The 17130-nt window shown below is 70.3% G+C and carries 13 protein-coding genes; 11 read left to right on the top strand and 2 right to left on the bottom strand.

Going from position 1 to position 17130, the window contains the following annotated elements; genetic code table 11:
* The first annotated feature begins 4 nt into the window (after positions 1–4).
* Genes OHA21_RS29505 through OHA21_RS29490 form a run of 4 tightly spaced genes read left to right on the top strand, consistent with a single transcriptional unit; the run spans position 5 to position 3373 of the window.
* The gene (locus OHA21_RS29505) at positions 5–589 is read left to right on the top strand and encodes a fibronectin type III domain-containing protein (RefSeq protein ID WP_328460325.1); all 585 of its coding nucleotides are present in this window, start codon (positions 5–7) and stop codon (positions 587–589) included.
* 33 nt (positions 590–622) lie between these two features.
* Positions 623–2197: a Na+/H+ antiporter gene (locus tag OHA21_RS29500; protein WP_328460323.1), complete on the top strand. Its 1575-nt coding sequence runs from the start codon at positions 623–625 to the stop codon at positions 2195–2197.
* Positions 2194–2457 carry a UBP-type zinc finger domain-containing protein gene (locus tag OHA21_RS29495; protein WP_328460321.1) on the top strand — a complete coding sequence of 88 codons (264 nt, stop codon included), beginning with the start codon at positions 2194–2196 and terminating at the stop codon, positions 2455–2457. Before OHA21_RS29500 ends, OHA21_RS29495 begins: the two co-directional genes overlap by 4 nt.
* A 1-nt stretch (position 2458) precedes the next feature.
* A complete protein-coding gene (locus OHA21_RS29490) occupies positions 2459–3373 on the top strand; it encodes a ketopantoate reductase family protein (protein ID WP_328460319.1) in 915 nt (304 codons plus the stop codon).
* 580 nt (positions 3374–3953) lie between these two features.
* Here the strand turns inward: OHA21_RS29490 and OHA21_RS29485 are convergent.
* Positions 3954–5228 (bottom strand): glycosyltransferase family 4 protein, encoded by a 1275-nt coding sequence (locus OHA21_RS29485; protein ID WP_328460317.1) that lies wholly within the window; start codon positions 5226–5228, stop codon positions 3954–3956.
* 64 nt (positions 5229–5292) lie between these two features.
* Positions 5293–7242: an amylo-alpha-1,6-glucosidase gene (locus OHA21_RS29480; protein ID WP_328460315.1), complete on the bottom strand. Its 1950-nt coding sequence runs from the start codon at positions 7240–7242 to the stop codon at positions 5293–5295.
* Positions 7243–7446: 204 nt separating this feature from the next.
* Between OHA21_RS29480 and glgX the strand changes: the two genes are divergently transcribed.
* The 7 genes from glgX (at position 7447) to OHA21_RS29445 (ending at position 17022) form a co-directional block, all read left to right on the top strand.
* Positions 7447–9558 carry a glycogen debranching protein GlgX gene (gene glgX, locus OHA21_RS29475; protein ID WP_328478605.1) on the top strand — a complete coding sequence of 704 codons (2112 nt, stop codon included), beginning with the start codon at positions 7447–7449 and terminating at the stop codon, positions 9556–9558.
* A complete protein-coding gene (gene treY, locus OHA21_RS29470) occupies positions 9558–11825 on the top strand; it encodes a malto-oligosyltrehalose synthase (RefSeq protein ID WP_328460313.1) in 2268 nt (755 codons plus the stop codon). The genes glgX and treY overlap by 1 nt, the downstream gene beginning before the upstream one ends.
* Positions 11822–13549 (top strand): malto-oligosyltrehalose trehalohydrolase, encoded by a 1728-nt coding sequence (gene treZ / locus OHA21_RS29465; protein WP_328460311.1) that lies wholly within the window; start codon positions 11822–11824, stop codon positions 13547–13549. The genes treY and treZ overlap by 4 nt, the downstream gene beginning before the upstream one ends.
* 28 nt (positions 13550–13577) lie before the next feature.
* Entirely contained in the window at positions 13578–13943 is a 366-nt protein-coding gene (gene yidD / locus OHA21_RS29460; RefSeq protein ID WP_328460309.1) for a membrane protein insertion efficiency factor YidD, read from the top strand.
* A gap of 47 nt (positions 13944–13990) precedes the next feature.
* Positions 13991–15187 carry a transporter substrate-binding domain-containing protein gene (locus OHA21_RS29455; RefSeq protein ID WP_328460307.1) on the top strand — a complete coding sequence of 399 codons (1197 nt, stop codon included), beginning with the start codon at positions 13991–13993 and terminating at the stop codon, positions 15185–15187.
* Entirely contained in the window at positions 15184–16218 is a 1035-nt protein-coding gene (locus OHA21_RS29450; protein WP_328460305.1) for a hypothetical protein, read from the top strand. The genes OHA21_RS29455 and OHA21_RS29450 overlap by 4 nt, the downstream gene beginning before the upstream one ends.
* Positions 16219–16299: 81 nt before the next feature.
* Complete coding sequence (locus OHA21_RS29445) at positions 16300–17022, top strand: PP2C family protein-serine/threonine phosphatase (RefSeq protein ID WP_328460303.1); 723 nt, start codon at positions 16300–16302, stop codon at positions 17020–17022.
* Positions 17023–17130 lie beyond the last annotated feature (108 nt).

The following is a 17130-nucleotide window of genomic DNA, read 5'->3' as shown; positions in this document are numbered from 1 at the left end:
TGACGTGCTGGGATATCGCAAGAGGTCGGCCGTCGCCCTGTCCGTCATCGCGCTGCCGCTGCTGCTCGCCGGTTGTGCCTCCGCGGCCGAGAAGGCCGAGGAGGCGGCGAGCGGTGGCCCCGAGTGGATCCTCGTGGAGGAGGGCAAGGCCACACCTTCGCCCACGGTCAAGTACGGCACCGCCTCGCCGACCCCGTCGGAGACGCTGCCCACACTGCCGGCCACCAGTTCGCCGACCAGCCGGCCCAGTGCCGGCTGCACGCCGGTGCAGAAGATCGGCGGCATCAACGGCCTGGGCGTCGAGCCGGGCAGCACCAGCGCCGTGGTGACCTGGTACCACCCGGGTGGCGGCAACATCGTCGACTACCGGGTGACCGCGATCAGCCAGGACCTGCGGTCCGGCGCGCAGAGCGAGGTCGGCTGGACCCAGGTGGCCCCGGCCACGTGCGGCGACGTGACGGCCACGGTCACCGGGCTGGAGCCGGGGACGGACTACGTCTTCTCGGTCGACGCGGTCATGAGCCGGGCGGGGCTGGACGGCATCACCACGCGTACTGTGGCTCGCTCGCAGGTGGTGAGCACCACCTGATGCATCGATCCGGGAGTCTTTAAGCTTCCCGGCATGGAAAGCATTATCGACACGGTCGTCCTGGTGGCGATCTCCGTCGTGGGCGCGGCGCTGGCCCGGCGACTGGGCTTCGTGGCACCGCTGGTGCTGTTGGTCGCCGGTCTGGGACTGTCGTACGTGCCGGGCTTTCCGGAGGCGCACCTCGAGCCGGAGCTCGTACTGATCGGGATTCTGCCCCCGCTGCTGTATGTGGCGGCGCTGCAGACCTCGGTGCCCGCGTTCCGCCTCGCTCTGCGGCCCATCCTGCTGCTCGCGGTGGGACTCGTGGTGCTGACGGCGTTCGTGGTCGGGTACCTCGTACACCTGCTGTTGCCTGCTGTGCCGCTGGCTGCGTGCGTCGCGCTGGGTGCGATCGTCGCGCCACCGGACGCGGTCTCCGCGACCGCGATCGCCCGCCGGGTCGGGCTGCCGCGCCGGGTCGTCACCATCCTGGAGGGCGAGAGTCTGCTCAACGACGCGACCGCGCTGGTGATGGTGCGGGTCGCGGCCGGTGCGCTGGCCGGCGCCGCGGTCGGGTTCGCCGAGATCGCCGGTGAGGTGGCGCTGAAGGCCGGCGGCGGCGTGCTGATCGGCCTGGCCTTTGCCGTGGTCGCGGCCTGGCTGCACCGCAAGATCGAGGATCCGCTGCTGGACGACGCGGTGGCGCTGCTCACCCCGTTCATCGTGGTGATCGTCGCCGAGGAGCTGCACACGTCCAGCGTCGTAGCCGTGGTGATCGCCGGCCTCTACCTGGGACACCGCATCCCTTACCTGCTCTCCGCCTCCTCGCGGCTGCAGACGGACGCGGTCTGGCGGCTGGTCACCTTCCTGCTGGAAGGCGTCGTCTTCCTGCTGGTCGGTCTCCAGTTGCGCAGCGTGGTGAACAGCATCGAGACCGACTGGGTCACCACGATGCAGGTGACCGCGGTGGTCTTCGGGGCGCTGATCGTGACGCGGTTCCTGTGGATGTACCCGGCCACCTACCTGGCCCGGCTCATCCCGCGGATCCGCAACCGCGAGGCCCGGCCGCCGGTGACCGTGCCGACGATCATCGCCTGGGCCGGGATGCGCGGCGTGGTCACCCTGGCGGCTGCGCAGACCCTGCCGCCGCCTGGGGTGGACGGCGTGCCCGACTATCCGCGTGAGCTGTTCGTCTTCGTCGCATTCGCGGTCATCGTGCTGACCTTGCTGCTGCAGGGCACCACGCTGCCCGCGCTGGCCCGCGGCCTGAAGGTGCGCGAGGACAGCAGCGCCGAGGACGCCCTGGCCGAGGCCGGGGTGCAACACTCGGCGAGCCGGGCCGCTCTGGAAGCCCTGGACGAGCACGCCGACGGCGCGCCCGCCTCGGTGGTGGAGCGGCTGCGCGGACTGGTCGAGAGCCGGTCCAACAACGCCTGGGAACGGCTCGGCAGCCAGGAGCGGGAAACACCGTCGGCGGCGTACGGTCGGTTGCGTCGCGAGATGATCAAAGCCGAGCGGCACGTCTTCAAGATCGCCCGGAACGAGGGGCGAATCCCCGAGGAAGTGCTGGTCCGCGCACAGCGCGAGCTCGACCTGGAAGAGTCCCAGCTGCAACGGAGTGACGATTGACCTGCCAGCACCTGAAGGAGTCGGTCGACCCGACGCCGATGACGACGTACGCCGAGGGCTGCCCGCAATGTGTGGCCGCCGGCTTCCACAACTGGGTGCACCTGCGCCTCTGCATGGGCTGCGGTCTGGTCGCCTGCTGTGACTCGTCGCCGCGCCGGCACATGTCCGCGCACCACGCCGACGAGGGGCATCCGGTGATGCGCTCCTTCGAACCGGGGGAGACCTGGCGCTGGTGCTACGACGACGAACAGCTGGGCTGAGATGCGGATCCTGGTCGTCGGGGCCGGCGCAACCGGCGGATACTTCGGCGGGCGGCTGCTGCAGGCCGGGCGGGACGTGACCTTCCTGGTCCGGCCGGCCCGCGCGGCCCTGCTTGCTGAGCGTGGTCTGCGGATCAAGGGTGAGGCCGTTCTGCAGCCGTCGACCGCGGTGAGCGGCACCTACGACCTGGTTCTGCTGGCGGTCAAGAGTTACTCGCTGGAGTCGGCGCTTGCCGATGTGGCTCCGGCGGTCGGTCCGCGCAGCGTGGTCATTCCCCTGCTCAACGGCATGCGGCACGTCGATGCGATGGTCGGGGCGTTCGGTGCGGAGCGGGCCTGGGGTGGCGTCTGCATGATTCATGCAACGTTGGACGACGCTGGGGACGTCATACAGATGACCGGGTTGCACCGGATCGCCTACGGGCCGCTCGACGGCGGTCCGGATGATCGTCTCGAGGGGGTGACTGCGGCGCTGACCGGCGCGGGTTTCGATTCGCGGCCGTCGACGGCGATTGTTCAGGAGATGTGGGAGAAGTGGGTTCTGCTGGCCACGTTGGGGTCGGCTACCACTCTGCTGCGGGCTTCGATGGGTGCGATCAATGCGGCACCAGGGGGCGCGGCCTTTGGGCAGGCGCTTGCTGCTGAAGCGGTCGCGGTGGCTACGGCGGCTGGTCACGCTCCGCGTGCCAAGGCTCTGGCGATGCTGGAGGGCGCGATCTCTACGACTGAGCCGACTACGTCATCCATGTACCGCGATCTTGTCCAGGGGCTTCCGGTGGAGGCTGACGCCATTGTCGGCGACATGGTCGCGGAGGCGGCCAAGCACGGGGTTGCGGTGCCGCTGCTCTCCGCGGCCTATACCGGTCTCGCGATTTACAGCGATTCTCGGTACGGGCATGGGGTCCCGCCGAACTAGCCCTGCTCTGCCTGTTCGGCGCGGGCGGCTGCCGGGTCCGGGTCTCAGCGCGGGTGCCGGGCTTATGTGGGTGGTTGCGCTCAAAGCGAGGAGCGCGTCCGGCTGGCGGTCAGGCACGTAGTCGGGGGCCTCGGTGTCTCCGTGTCGGCTGGGCGTGTCCGGCTGGCGGTCAGGCAGGTTATCCGGGGCTCATTCCATGCCTCAGTGTCGGCTGGGCGTGTCCGGCTGGCGGTCAGGCAGGTTATCCGGGGCTTATTCCATGTCTCAGTGTCGGCTGGGCGTGTCCGGCTGGCGGTCAGGCAGGTTATCCGGGCTCATTCCATGCCTCAGCGCCAGCTGAGCCTTTCCGGCCGGCGGTCAGGCACGTGATCGTGGCTGGTTCGGTGTTGCAGGGCCGTTTGAGCTGAGTCGCCGCGCTGACGGTGGGGCTGTTCGGAGGGCTTCGAGGAAGCGGCGCTGGGTTGGCTGGTGTGGGTGGCTGACGGTGAGGGCTGCTTCCGGGGCCGGCGGGGCCGGCGGGGCCGGGGGCGGCGGGGGCGGCGGGGGCGGCGGGGTCGGCGGGGCCGGGGGCGGCGCTGGGTCAGCCGGTGTGGGTGGCTGACGGGGAGGGTTGTTTTGAGGGCTGCGAAGCAGCCCTCAGCGGGGTTCGGGCGAGGAGGTGTTCGGCTTCGCGGGAGACGCGGCGGGCGTCGCAGGCTCGGGCGCGTTCGTAGACCGCGACGGTTTGTGCGGCGATTGCCGGCCAGTTGAAGTCGGCGCGGACACGGTCGAGCGCGCGGAGGGCGAGGGCCCGGGCGTAGTCGCGGTCGGCGAGCACCTCAGCGGTTGCGGCGGCCAGGGCGGCGGGCGAGCCGGAGGGGAACTTCACGCCGGTCACGCCATGGTCGACGATCTCGGCGAGGCCGCCGGTGTCGGCGACGGCGACGGGGGTGCCGGCCGCGGCTGCCTCCAGCGCGACCATGCCGAACGGTTCGTAGATGCTGGGTACGACGTAGCAGTCCGAGGCGCCCATCAGCGCGGTCAGTTCGTGCCCGCCGAGGAATCCGGCGAAGGTCACGCCGGGCGTGGCGAGGGCTTCGAGATCTTCCCGGTACGGGCCGTCGCCCGCGATCACCACCCGCAGGCCGGGATGCTGTTCCCGCAGGATGGGCACCGCGGCCAGCAGGTGCTGCACGCCCTTCTCGTAGACCAGCCGGCCGGCGTAGCTGACCAGCGGCCCGTCCCCGGCGTATCGGGCTCGGGCGGCGGCGACCGCGCGGGGCCGGGCCCGCCAGCGCAGCGCGTCGACCCCGTTGAAGACCACGTCGGTGCGCCCGGCCGGCACCCCGAACAGCCGGCCCACCTCGAGCCTCATGTACGCCGAGCAGACGATGGTGCGGACCGCCTCACCGGCCAGCCAGCGTTCGATGTCGTCGATGGTGCGGTTGTGCGCGTCCGGCAGCCAGCCCTGGTGCCGGCCGGACTCGGTGGCGTGGATCGTGGCGACCAGCGGCACGTCCAGGTGGTCGCGCACGGTCATGGCGGCGTGGGCGACGAGCCAGTCGTGGGCGTGGACGACGTCGTACCGGCCGGTGCGGGCGGCGCGCAGGGCGGCCCGGGTGAGGGTGTGGTTGAACGCCACCGCCCAGGCCAGCAGGTTCCCGCCGGACGTGTCGAAGCCGGGTGGGTCGTCGGGGGCGCGGATCACGCGTACCCCTTCGGTGTATTCCTCGAGCAGCGCGCCCGGCACGTGCCGCGTCACCACGGTGACCTCGTGCCCGGCCGCGACCAGGGTGGTGGCGAGCGCGTGCACGTGCCGGCCGAGACCGCCGACCAGCAGCGGCGGGTACTCCCACGACAGCATCAGGATGCGCATCAGGCTGGGCCCTCACTTGCGAGGCGGCAGGTCGGTGCGGCTGGGCACCGGTCGGTGCGGTCGGTCATGACGAGTACCTTCGTTTCACTCGCAGGACTTCGGCGACTGCCCGGGCGGAGAACGGGGAGCCGGTGGCGCGGTGCGGGGCGTCGCCGTCCGCGGTCTCGCTGACCGAGCCGACGCCCCACTCGGACAGGTGTGCTTCCAGGCCGGTGAGCAGGCCGTCGGCCGGGCGGCCGGTGGCGGCGCAGGCGTCGGCGTACGGGCCGATCAGCCACGGCCAGACGGTGCCCTGGTGGTACGCCATGTCCCGGTCGTCCCGCCCACCGCGGTGCCGGCCCTGGTAGCCGTACTCGTTCGGGGCGAGGGTGCGCAGGCCCAGCGGGGTGAGCAGCGCCTCGGCGAGGGTGTGGACCGCGGCGTCGCTGTGTCCCCGCATCGGCGCGTGCGGCAGCGACCAGCCGAGCAGCTGGTTCGGCCGCAGCGACGGGTCGTCGTGGTGCGCCCCGGCGCCGAGCGGGTAGGTGCTGGCCGGCCCTTCGACCACGTCGTACAGCCAGCCTTCCGGGGCCGGGAAGCGGGCCAGGAACGCATCGCGGGCGCGGGCGTGCCGGGCGCGGGGCTCGGTGTCGTCCCGGCCGGCTTCGGCGAGCAGGTCGCACATCGCGGCGAGCGCGTTCACCCAGAGCGCGTTGATCTCCACGGGTTTGCCGATCCGCGGGGTGACCGGGCCGTCCTCGGTGAAGCCGCTCATCCAGGTGCCGGCGTCGTGGCCGGGCGGCGGTTCGAGGCGCAGCAGCTCGTCGGCCGGGTCCACGCTGAGCGGGCCGGTTCCGCTGAGGCGGCGGCGCAGCAGGCGGCCGAGCGGCATCGCCAGTCTGGCGGCCAGGTCGCTGTCACCGGTACGCGTGACGTGCCGGTCGACCGCGTGCACCAGCCAGAGCGGCGCATCGAGGGAGTCGTGGCGCTGCCACGGTTCGGTCGGCTCGGCCGCGGCCCGGGCAGCCGTCCGGGTCCGGGCGATCAGCAGCTCCCGGCCCTCCTCGGCGCGGCCGGTGTCCAGGAACAGCCCCTCGTACGCGGTCATCGTGTCGCCCAGGTAGCTGCCGAACCACGGGTAGCCGGCGACCACGTCCGGACCGTCGGGGGCGTGGATCACGAACTTGTCCGCGGCGAGAACGAGCGTTTCCGCGTACCCCTCAGCTTTTGCGGCAGTGACCAGGCGGTGTGCGCGCTCGCGCTGCTCGGCGATGACCACCGCCGCGGCCGGCGGCCGTTCGCCCAGCTCACCGGCCCATGCCGAGATCTCCATCGCCTCGCCCGGGCCGACCTGGCGGGAGAATGTCCCGGCGTGCCAGAGGTCCTCGGTCGCCGGCAGGCCACGTTCGGCCTCGAGACGGGCGCGCACGCCCAGGTGCCAGACTCCGGCCGGCTGCCAGCCCGGACCGGCCAGCCGGTACGCGCCGGCGACCACCACGCCGTCGGCGACCGGCTCGGCGCCGAGCGGACCGTCGGCGTGCCGCACGCCGTGCGCGTCACGCCACGTGCACATCGCGGCGACCGCAAGACCGACCGGCCCGGGCGCGCTCACCACCCGGTGCACGACGGCGAGCGAAGGATGTCCGTGCCGCAGGGCCAGTTCCCGCTCGATCACCACGTCGCCGATGCGCCAGCGCCACCGGGGCAGGCCGTCGCGGAGAGTGAACGTCTCCAGGTGGCGGTGCCCGGCCGGATCGAGGACGCCGGACTCCCACTCGTGGGTGAAGAGCGCGACCTTGGCGCCAGAGGCGAGCGTCACAGTCAGATCGAGCGCGGCGAGTGCGACATGACGCACCGAATGCTGATCGGTGACGGTCAGCAGCGCGTGATAGCGGCGAGTCCGAAGTCCGCTGACCGTTCCCGTCGCGTATCCGCCGAGGCCGTCGGTGACCAGCCATTCCCGGCCTCCACCGGCGTCCTCGTGAATTGAGCCGCAAATCTGCGGCCCGAACGTGATCTGATCAGTTTGCGGCACGGTGCCTCAATGCTCAATTTGCGACACATCAAACCCCCGGACGGGGAGATATCAGCGGCTAACCGGACAGTCGGGCCGACGTCAGCAGTCAGGTCCGAGAGAATGACCGCTGACGCGGCCGCGCAGGGTTAGCCGGTCCCTCTGATGGGCATACCGTCGCCGCCGGCCGCGATCGCAGTGACGGCCGAGGGGTGGGAGCACGACATGCAGGTCTGGCCTGGTCACCGGTACCCGTTGGGTGCCACGTACGACGGGACGGGCACGAACTTCGCGATCTTCTCCGAGGTGGCCGAGGCGGTCGAGCTCTGCCTGTTCGACCCCTCCGGCAACGAGCGGAAGGTGCAGCTCCACGAGCAGGACGCGTTCGTCTGGCACGCGTACCTGCCGGGGGTGGAGCCGGGCCAGCGGTACGGCTACCGCGTCTACGGCCCGTACGAGCCGCACCGGGGACTGCGGTGCAACCCGCACAAGCTGCTGCTCGACCCATACGCGCGGGCGGTCGACTCGGACATCGACTGGCACCCCTCGCTGTACGCCTACGACTTCGCGAACCCGGACCAGATGTCGGATCTGGACTCGGCGCCGTACATGCCCAAGGGCGTCGTGGTGAACCCGTACTTCGACTGGGGCAACGACCGCCGCCCGGACATCCCGTACCACCACTCGGTGATCTACGAGACCCACGTGAAGGGCCTCACCCAGCGGCACCCGGAGATTCCGCGGGACATGCGCGGCACCTACTCGGCGATCGGGCACCCGGCGATCATCGAGCACCTGAAGAGCCTCGGCGTGACCGCGGTCGAGCTGATGCCGGTGCACCAGTTCGTCCACGACAACCGCCTGCACGACCTGCGGCTGCGCAACTACTGGGGTTACAACACGCTGGGCTTCTTCGCGCCGTACCACGGGTATTCGGCGATGGGCTCGCTGGGCCAGCAGACCCAGGAGTTCCGCGGCATGGTGAAGGCGCTGCACGCGGCCGGGATGGAGGTCATCCTCGATGTGGTCTACAACCACACCGCGGAGGGCAATCATCTGGGGCCGACACTCAGCCTGAAGGGCATCGACAACCGGACCTACTACCGGCTCGTCGACGATCAACCGCAGTTCTACATGGACTACACGGGTACGGGTAACAGCCTCAACGTGCGCAGCCCGCAGAGCCTCCAGCTGATCATGGACTCGCTGCGCTACTGGGTGACCGAGATGCACGTCGACGGCTTCCGCTTCGACCTCGCCTCGACCCTGGCCCGCGAGTTCTACGACGTGGACCGGCTCTCCACGTTCTTCGAGGTGGTCCAGCAGGACCCGGTGGTCGGCCAGGTCAAGCTGATCGCCGAGCCGTGGGACGTCGGCCCCGGCGGCTATCAGGTCGGCAACTTCCCGCCGAACTGGACCGAGTGGAACGGCAAGTACCGCGACACCGTCCGGGACTTCTGGCGGGGCGAGCCGGCCACCCTGGCCGAGTTCGCGTCCCGGATCACCGGCTCGGCCGACCTCTACCAGGACGACGGCCGCAAGCCGTTCCACTCGATCAACTTCGTCACGGCGCACGACGGGTTCACGCTCAACGACCTGGTGTCGTACAACGACAAGCACAACGAGGCGAACGGCGAGGAGAACCGGGACGGCGAGGGCCACAACCGGTCCTGGAACTGCGGCATCGAGGGCCCGGCCACCGACGAGAAGGTGCTGGCGCTGCGGGCCCGGCAACGGCGCAACTTCCTGGCCACGCTGATGCTCAGCCAGGGCGTGCCGATGATCTCGCACGGCGACGAGATGGGCCGCACCCAGCAGGGCAACAACAACGCGTACTGCCAGGACAACGAGCTCAGCTGGATCGACTGGGAGAACGCCGACGAGCAGCTGCTCGACTTCGCCCGCAAGCTGACCGCGTTCCGGCACCGGCACCAGGTCTTCCAGCGCCGCCGCTTCTTCACCGGGCTGCCGGTGACCGCCCGCGGCGGCGGGGACCCGCTGCCCGACCTGGAGTGGTTCACCCCGGACGGCCGGCAGATGGCCGGTGACGACTGGGGCAACGACTTCGGCCGGGCGGTCGCGCTCTTCGTCAACGGCGAGGGCATCCGGGAGCGCGGCCAGTACGGCCAGCGCCACGTGGACAGCTCGTTCCTGCTCTTCTTCAACGCGCACGACGCGCCGCTCGAATTCACCACGCCTCCCGCTGAATACGGGGAGAAGTGGGAAAGAGTCATCGAAACCGCAGATCCGTCCCCGGATCGCCCGTCCGTCGTGGAGGCCGGACACAAGATCTGGGTGCCGGACCGGTCCCTCATCGTGCTGGACAGGACGGTGTGATGCACCCCAGCAGTACCTATCGAGTCCAGATCCGTCCCGAGTTTCCGCTGCAGGCCACCGCAGAGATAGCCGATTATCTGGCTGATCTCGGGGTGAGCCACCTCTACTCCGCGCCGCTGCTCACCGCGGCGCCAGGGTCCGAACACGGCTACGACGTGGTGGATCATTCGCAGGTGAACCCGGCGCTGGGCGGGTCCGAGGGACTGCGCTCGCTGAGCCGGGCACTGCAGGCCGCGGATCTGGGGCTGGTGGTCGACATCGTCCCGAACCACGCCGGGGTGGCGGTGCCGGACGCGAACCCGGCGTGGTGGGACGTCCTGAAAAACGGCCAGAAATCAGAGAAATCGGCTTGGTTCGACATCGACTGGTCGCGCGGCCGGCTGTTGCTGCCGGTGCTCGCCGACGACCCGGACGCCCTGGACGAGCTGCGGGTCGAGGACGGCGAACTCCGCTACTACGACAAGCGTTTCCCGATCGCCGACGGAACCGGCGAGGGCACCGCGCGGGAGATCCACGACCGGCAGCACTACGAGCTGGTCAACTGGACCCGCGGCGACAAGGAGCTGAACTACCGCCGGTTCTTCGCGATCGTCGACCTGGCCGGTCTGCGGGTCGAGGACCCCGAGGTCTTCGACGCCACCCACGCCGAGATCCTGCGCTGGTACCGCGAGGGCATCGCACAGGGCATCCGGGTCGATCACCCGGACGGGCTGCGCGACCCCGGCGGCTACTTCGCCCGGCTCCGCGAGGCCGCCCCGGACGCCTGGCTGGTGGTGGAGAAGATCCTCGAGCCGGGCGAGCGGCTGCCGGCCTGGCCGGTCGCCGGCACCACCGGTTACGACGCGATGGCCCAGGTCAACGGCGTCTTCGTGGACTCCGGCACGGAAGCCTTCTTCGACACCCTCGACCACCACCTGACCGGCGGCGTCACCTCCTGGCAGGACCTGGTCCACGAGTGCAAGTACGCGGCGGCGACCGAGCTGCTCGCCGCCGAACTCGCCCGCCTGGCCCGGCTGGTGCCGGAGATCGAGGACGCGCCCCGCGCGCTCGCCGAGCTGGCCGCCTGCTTCCCGGTCTACCGCTCCTACCTGCCGTTCGGCTCCCGTCATCTGGCCGCGGCCCGCGCCGAGGCCGGGCGCCGCCGTCCGCAACTGATCAGCGCGCTGGACCAGCTCACCGCCCGGCTGCGCCTGCCCGGCGACGAGCTGGCGATCCGGTTCCAGCAGTTCACCGGTGCGGTGATGGCCAAGGGCGTGGAGGACACCGCGTTCTACCGCTGGACCCGGTTCGTCGCCCGCAACGAGGTCGGCAACGACCCGGCGAAGTTCGGCGTCACCACGGACGAGTTCCACGAGACGGCCGAGGAGCGCCAGCTCGACTGGCCGGAATCGATGACCTCGCTGGCCACCCACGACACCAAACGCGGCGAGGACCTGCGGGCCCGGCTCGCGGTGCTCTCCGAGGTGCCGGGCGACTGGACCGAGGTGGTGCGCCGGTGGGTCCGGTTCGCTCCACTCCCGGATCCGGCTCTGGCCCATCTGATCTGGCAGGTCGCGGTGGGCGCGTGGCCGATCTCCCGGAAGCGACTGCAGGCGTACGCGGTGAAGGCCGCCCGTGAAGCCGGGAGCGGTACGACGTGGCAGCGCCCGGACGAGTCGTTCGAGACGGCGCTGAAGCAGATGGTCGACAAGATCTACGACGACCCGGCCCTGCATCGTGAGGTGTCCGATTTCGCCGCCTCGATCACCCCGCCCGGCTGGTCGAACTCGCTCGGCCAGAAGCTGGTGCAGCTCACCATGCCCGGCGTACCCGACGTCTACCAGGGCACCGAACTGTGGGACCACTCGCTGGTCGACCCGGACAACCGCCGCCCGGTCGACTTCGCCGCCCGCCGCGAGCTGCTGGGCCGGCTCGACGACGGCTGGCTGCCGCCGGTGGACGAGAGCGGGGCGGCGAAGTTGCTGGTGACCAGCCGGGTGCTGCGCCTGCGCCGGCAACGGCCGGAACTGTTCAGCGGATACCGCCCGGTCTTCGCCGACGGGCGGGTCGGTGAGCACGTGCTCGCCTTCGACCGCGGCGGCGTGGTGGCGGTCGCCACCCGGCTGCCGGTGGGATTGTCACGCCACGGCGGCTGGCACGACACCACGCTGTCACTGGACGGACATAGTTGGACGGAAGTGTTCACGAATACCAGCTACGGTGGCAATCGTCTGTCGGTGGCCGAGCTGCTGCACACCTATCCCGTCGCTCTCCTGGTGAAAGAATGACGATCTTCGAGGTATGGGCGCCGGAGAAGCCGGTGAAGCTGCGTCTGGGTGACCGTGACTACGAGATGGAGTCCGGTGCGAACGGCTGGTGGCGTCTCGACGTCCCCTCCGACCCGGGCGCCGACTACGGTTTCCTCCTTCCGGACCGGGACGATCCGTTGCCCGACCCGCGGTCGCCCTGGCAGCCGCAGGGTGTGCACGGCCCCAGCCGGGTCTACGACCACTCCGCTTTCAACTGGACCGATCAGGCCTGGACCGGCCGGCAGTTGCCCGGCTCGGTGCTGTACGAGTTGCACATCGGCACCTTCACGCCGGAGGGCACCTTCGACGCCGCGATCGAGAAGCTGGACCACCTGGTCGACCTCGGCGTCGACCTGGTCGAGCTGCTGCCGGTCAACGCGTTCAACGGCACCTACAACTGGGGTTACGACGGGGTCTGCTGGTTCGCCCCGCACGAGGCGTACGGCGGGCCCGACGGGCTGAAGCGGTTCGTCGACGCCGCCCACCACAAGGGCCTCGGCGTGGTGCTCGACGTGGTCTACAACCACTTCGGCCCCTCCGGCGCGTATGCGCCGATGTTCGCGCCCTACCTGAGCACCGGCAGCAACACCTGGGGCAGCTCGCTCAACCTGGACGGGCCGGATTCCGAGGGCGTCCGCCGCTACATCGTCGACAGCGTGCTGATGTGGCTGCGCGACTACCACGTCGACGGCCTGCGGCTGGACGCCGTGCACGCGCTGCACGACGAGGGCGCGGTGCACCTGCTGGAGCAGATGGCGGTCGAGGTCGAGTCGCTCTCCACCCACCTGCGGCGGCCGCTCTCGCTGATCGCCGAGTCCGACCTCAACGATCCCCGTCTGATCACCCCGCGCGAGGCCGGGGGATACGGCCTGCACGCGCAGTGGGACGACGACATCCACCACGCCCTGCACGCCACCCTCACCGGCGAGCGGCAGGGCTACTACGGGGACTTCGGGTCGCTGGACTGCCTACGGACCGTGCTGGAAGGCGCCTTCTTCCACGCCGGCACCTGGTCCAGCTTCCGTGGCCGGCGGCACGGCCGCCCGGTGGACCGGCAGCGCGTGCCCGGGCACCGCTTCGTCGCCTTCCTGCAGAACCATGACCAGATCGGCAACCGGGCGATCGGTGACCGGCTCACCGCCACCCTCTCGCCCGGTCTGCTCAAGGTCGCCGCGACCCTGCTGCTCACCTCGCCGTTCACGCCGATGCTGTTCATGGGGGAGGAGTGGGCGGCGACCAGCCCCTGGCAGTACTTCACCAGCCACCCCGAACCGGACCTCGCCTCCGCCGTGCAGAACGGGCGGCGGCGCGAGTTCGCCCGGCACGGTTGGGCCGAGGGCGACGTGCCCGACCCGCAGGACCCGGCCACGTTCGAGCGGTCCAAGCTCGACTGGTCCGAGCTGGCCAAGCCGGACCACTCCGCGATGTTGGAGTTCTACCGGCAGTTGATCGCGTTGCGCCGCAGCGTTCCGGACCTGGCCGACCCGTGGCTCGCCGAGGTCGAGGTCTGGCACGGCGACCAGCACGTGGTGATCCGCCGCGGTTCGCACGTGGTCGCGGCGAACCTGGCCGGGACACCGCAGACGGTCAGCATCCGGGCGCTGCCCCGGTCGGTGCTGCTCGCCACCGCGCCCGGCGTGGTCGTGGAACGGGATCGGCTGGTGCTGCCGCCGGAGACGGCTGCGGTGGTATCGGTCCGCTGACTTTCCGCGGTCGGCCATCATGTGATCCATGAGCGTCTGGAAGCGGAAACGGAAGCGGAAGAAGAAACGGGACTGGTGCGACGTACCGGCCTGTGACTGCGACATCCCGGGATGCGACTGTTTCTCACTGAGCATGATGCTCCGGTTCACGGCGATGCTGGCGCGTACCCCCGGAAGTGGCCGGGCCGAACGGGCCGTGACCGGGGCGATCCGGGGCTACCGCCGGGTCTCCCCGCACCTGCCCACGCGCTGTCGCTACACGCCGACCTGCAGCGCGTACGCGCTGGACGCGATCGAGCGGCACGGGCTGCGGACCGGGCTGCGGCTGGCCGCGGCCCGGATCGCCCGATGCCGCCCGGGTGTCCCGTTCGGTACCGGGGATCCCGTTCCCTGACGACCTGGTGCACCATGACTCCCTGAGGCGACGGACAGAGGGAGCCGATGGGCGACAGGGACACGGGAGACGACGAGGTGGTCTGGCCCGCGCAGGGACCGCCGGACCCGTCGCGCCCACCCACGGACGAGCGCAGCCGGCGCTGGCCGCGGCAGTGGAACGGTGAACTCGGCTGGCTGCGCCGCCGCCCGCCGGAACCCGAGCCGGTCACGGTCGAGGAGATCGCCTCCCGCGACATCGCCGAGCAGGACGCGATCGAGGAGGTCATCTCCGAGATCGAGCACCGGACGATCCTCGACGGGGAGTACCGGTACAAGGCCTGGCGGCTCGCCGGGCTGGGGGCGCTGCTGGTGCTCACCCTCGCGGTGACGCTGGGCCGGGTGCTGGTGGGCGGGCCGCCGTCCGTCGCTGAGCTGCGCGCCCAGGCCGGGGTGGACGAGTGGACCGAGCTGGCCGTCGGTGTGAAGGACGACCAGTACGGGGTGGCCTACTACGACGCCGCCTCGAAGAGCTGGTCCGGTTTCGACATCGACATCGCGTACATGATCGCTGAGGATCTCGGGTTCCGCCGCGACGACGTGCGCTTCTACGGCCTGGAGAGCGAGGACCGGGCCCGGATGCAGGCCACCGACCCGGCCACCGGCCAGCGGGTGCCGGTGCAACTGGTGATAGCCAGTTACAGCGTCACCGCGGAACGCGAGGCCGCCGGCGTCCGGTTCTCCACGCCGTACCTCTACACCGAGCAGTCGGTGGTGACGGTGAAGGACGAGCCGATCTCCGCCCTCGAGGACCTGGCCTTCCAACGGGTCTGCACGCTCTCCACCTCGACCAGCAGTTCGGCGCTGGACCGGGCGGACGCCATAGTGATCCGCAAGAACCGGGTCCGGGAGTGCTTCGCCGAGCTGGACAAGGGCACCGTCGACGCGGTGAGCACCGACGCCGCGATCCTGGCCGGGTACAAGTACAAGTTCCCGGACAAGTACCACCACTGGGACCTGGGCCTGGAGAAGACCGAGCGGTGGGGCGTCAACGTCGGGGAGAACCCGGCGCTGAAGACGCTCGTCGACCTCACCCTCTACCAGTCCTACACCGATCCCGAGGACGCACGGTGGGAGGAGGCGTGGCTGGACAACTTCCAGGTGGAGATCGACGCCAACGACGAGACCCCGATAGCGGTCGCTCAACAGCCCCGCGCCGAGCGGCCCGCCGTGCGTCAGTTGCCTTGGGAGACTCTGCTGGGATGAGCGAGATCCACACCGGCGCCGTGAGCAAGGAACGGGTGCTGCCCCGGCAGAGTTACCGGGCGGAACTCAACTGGCTGCTCGCCGTACTCCCCGGTTTTCCGCTGTTGCTCCTCGTCCTTCGACTCTGGTACCTGAGCCGCCAGGACCTGCCGACCATGCTGCTGCTGGTCCAGTACATCAATCCGCTCGGCATGATCGGCGCACTGTTCATCACGCTGAGCTGGACCATCCCGGCGATGATCCTGGTGGTCCGGGTGCTCGGCGGCATCCTGCTGGTCAGCGTCCCGGACCGGACCGCGACCTCGTTCCTGGCGGTGGCAGCGCTGCGGATGCCCGGCTGGGTCGTGGCGATCGCGGCCGGGATCGCCGCGTTCACCTGGCAGCTGCGCATGCTGCCGCTGCTCATGATGCTGGTGGTGGCGATCCTCGGGCTGACCGCGGTGCAGAGCGTCCAGGGCGAGAAGTGGCTGATGCGGTGGATCACGATCGGCGTGCCGGTGCTCACCGGGCTGCTGATCTGGATCTTCGTGTGGCCGGGCGTGGTGGCGGCCGTCGAGGCGGGCGAGTACAGCACGGCGGCGCTTTTAGCCGTACCCCCGCTCATCGGTCCTTTTCTCACCGGCCCGGTGCCAGAACGCTGGGCCCGGATCGCCACCCACTGGCCGGCGGTAGCCGCGGCCTTCGCTCTGCCGTTCGTGGTGGGTGTGGTCTTCCTGCGCGCGCCCGTGCTGCCGAACAGTGCCATCGAGGTGGCCGCGGAAGGCGAATCGGTCGAGGTGATCCGCGGCCAGCTCATCGCGGTCGACGACACGTCCACGACCATGCTGGAACCGACCGGCGAAGTCACCTTCGTCCCCAACGGCGAGGTCCGCTCCAAGACCCTCTGCCCGGAGCCGGTACGCCCTCCGGACAGCGCCGTGGCGGTCCGCGGATGGCCGGTCGAAGCGTCGGCACTCCAGTGGATCGCGCCGACACGGAAGGTCACCGAGATCGATCCGAGGTGCCTCGGCCGTCCAGTCGACCGGGATTGAGTGTATTTTGTCCAACGACATGGACGACGCGCCGCCTCCCACGTGCAGACAGCCGAGCATCGACCTGGCAGGCTGCACGCCATGACCTTGCACCTCCGGTGGGCGGGCGTCACCGATCAGGGACACGTCCGGAGCAACAACGAGGACTGTCACTACGCCGGTGACCGGCTCATCGTCGTCGCGGACGGCATGGGCGGGATGGCAGCCGGCGACCTGGCCAGCCGGGTCGCCATCGAAGCCATGGTCTCGCTCGACGTCCCGATCGACACCGAGCACCAGATGGACGCGCTGCACAAGGCGCTCGAAGTGGCCAACGGGCGGATCGCCGAGTGCGTCGCGGCCGACCCCTCGCTGGCCGGCATGGGCACCACGCTGACCGCGGTGCTCTTCAACGGCGAGCGGGCAGCGATGGCACACGTCGGGGACTCCCGGGCGTACCTGCTGCGCGACGGGCGGCTCAACCAGCTCACCAAGGACGACACGTACGTCCAGATGCTGATCGACCAGGGCCTGCTCAAGCCGGAAGAGGCGGCCGGCCACCCACGCCGGGCGGTCGTCACCCGGGTCCTGCAGGGCGAGCCGGTCAGCCCGGCGTACGTGATCGTCGAACCGGTGCTCAACGACCGCTGGCTGCTGTGCAGCGACGGCCTCACCGGTGTGGTCCCCGACCCGGTGCTCGAGCAGGAGATGCGCAGCATCCCGGACCCGAAGGCCTGCGCGGAACGCCTGGTCGACCTGGCTCTGCGCGGCGGCGGCCCGGACAACGTCACCGTGATCATCGCCGACGTGACCGCCGGAGACTGAAGCAGGTAGGTTACTCCGGCCGCGACCATCGTGGCTCGGAACAACTGGTGGTGATCACGACGGTGCGGTTGCTCGGCACCTTGGCGCTCGTCCTGGTGGTGGTCGCCC

It is taken from the genome of Actinoplanes sp. NBC_00393, assembly GCF_036053395.1.
GTDB lineage: Bacteria > Actinomycetota > Actinomycetes > Mycobacteriales > Micromonosporaceae > Actinoplanes.
Note: the sequence above shows the minus strand (reverse complement) of the source record. Positions and strands in the feature narration are given on the sequence as shown.

What these genes read in the sequence shown, in the direction of transcription:
- OHA21_RS29485 (WP_328460317.1), bottom strand. Translation starts at nt 5,228, where the DNA reads ATGCGCATCCTGATGCTGTCGTGGGAGTACCCGCCGCTGCTGGTCGGC.
- OHA21_RS29490 (WP_328460319.1), top strand. Translation starts at nt 2,459, where the DNA reads ATGCGGATCCTGGTCGTCGGGGCCGGCGCAACCGGCGGATACTTCGGC.
- OHA21_RS29455 (WP_328460307.1), top strand. Translation starts at nt 13,991, where the DNA reads ATGGGCGACAGGGACACGGGAGACGACGAGGTGGTCTGGCCCGCGCAG.
- glgX (WP_328478605.1), top strand. Translation starts at nt 7,447, where the DNA reads ATGCAGGTCTGGCCTGGTCACCGGTACCCGTTGGGTGCCACGTACGAC.
- OHA21_RS29445 (WP_328460303.1), top strand. Translation starts at nt 16,300, where the DNA reads ATGACCTTGCACCTCCGGTGGGCGGGCGTCACCGATCAGGGACACGTC.
- treY (WP_328460313.1), top strand. Translation starts at nt 9,558, where the DNA reads ATGCACCCCAGCAGTACCTATCGAGTCCAGATCCGTCCCGAGTTTCCG.
- OHA21_RS29450 (WP_328460305.1), top strand. Translation starts at nt 15,184, where the DNA reads ATGAGCGAGATCCACACCGGCGCCGTGAGCAAGGAACGGGTGCTGCCC.
- OHA21_RS29500 (WP_328460323.1), top strand. Translation starts at nt 623, where the DNA reads ATGGAAAGCATTATCGACACGGTCGTCCTGGTGGCGATCTCCGTCGTG.
- treZ (WP_328460311.1), top strand. Translation starts at nt 11,822, where the DNA reads ATGACGATCTTCGAGGTATGGGCGCCGGAGAAGCCGGTGAAGCTGCGT.
- yidD (WP_328460309.1), top strand. Translation starts at nt 13,578, where the DNA reads ATGAGCGTCTGGAAGCGGAAACGGAAGCGGAAGAAGAAACGGGACTGG.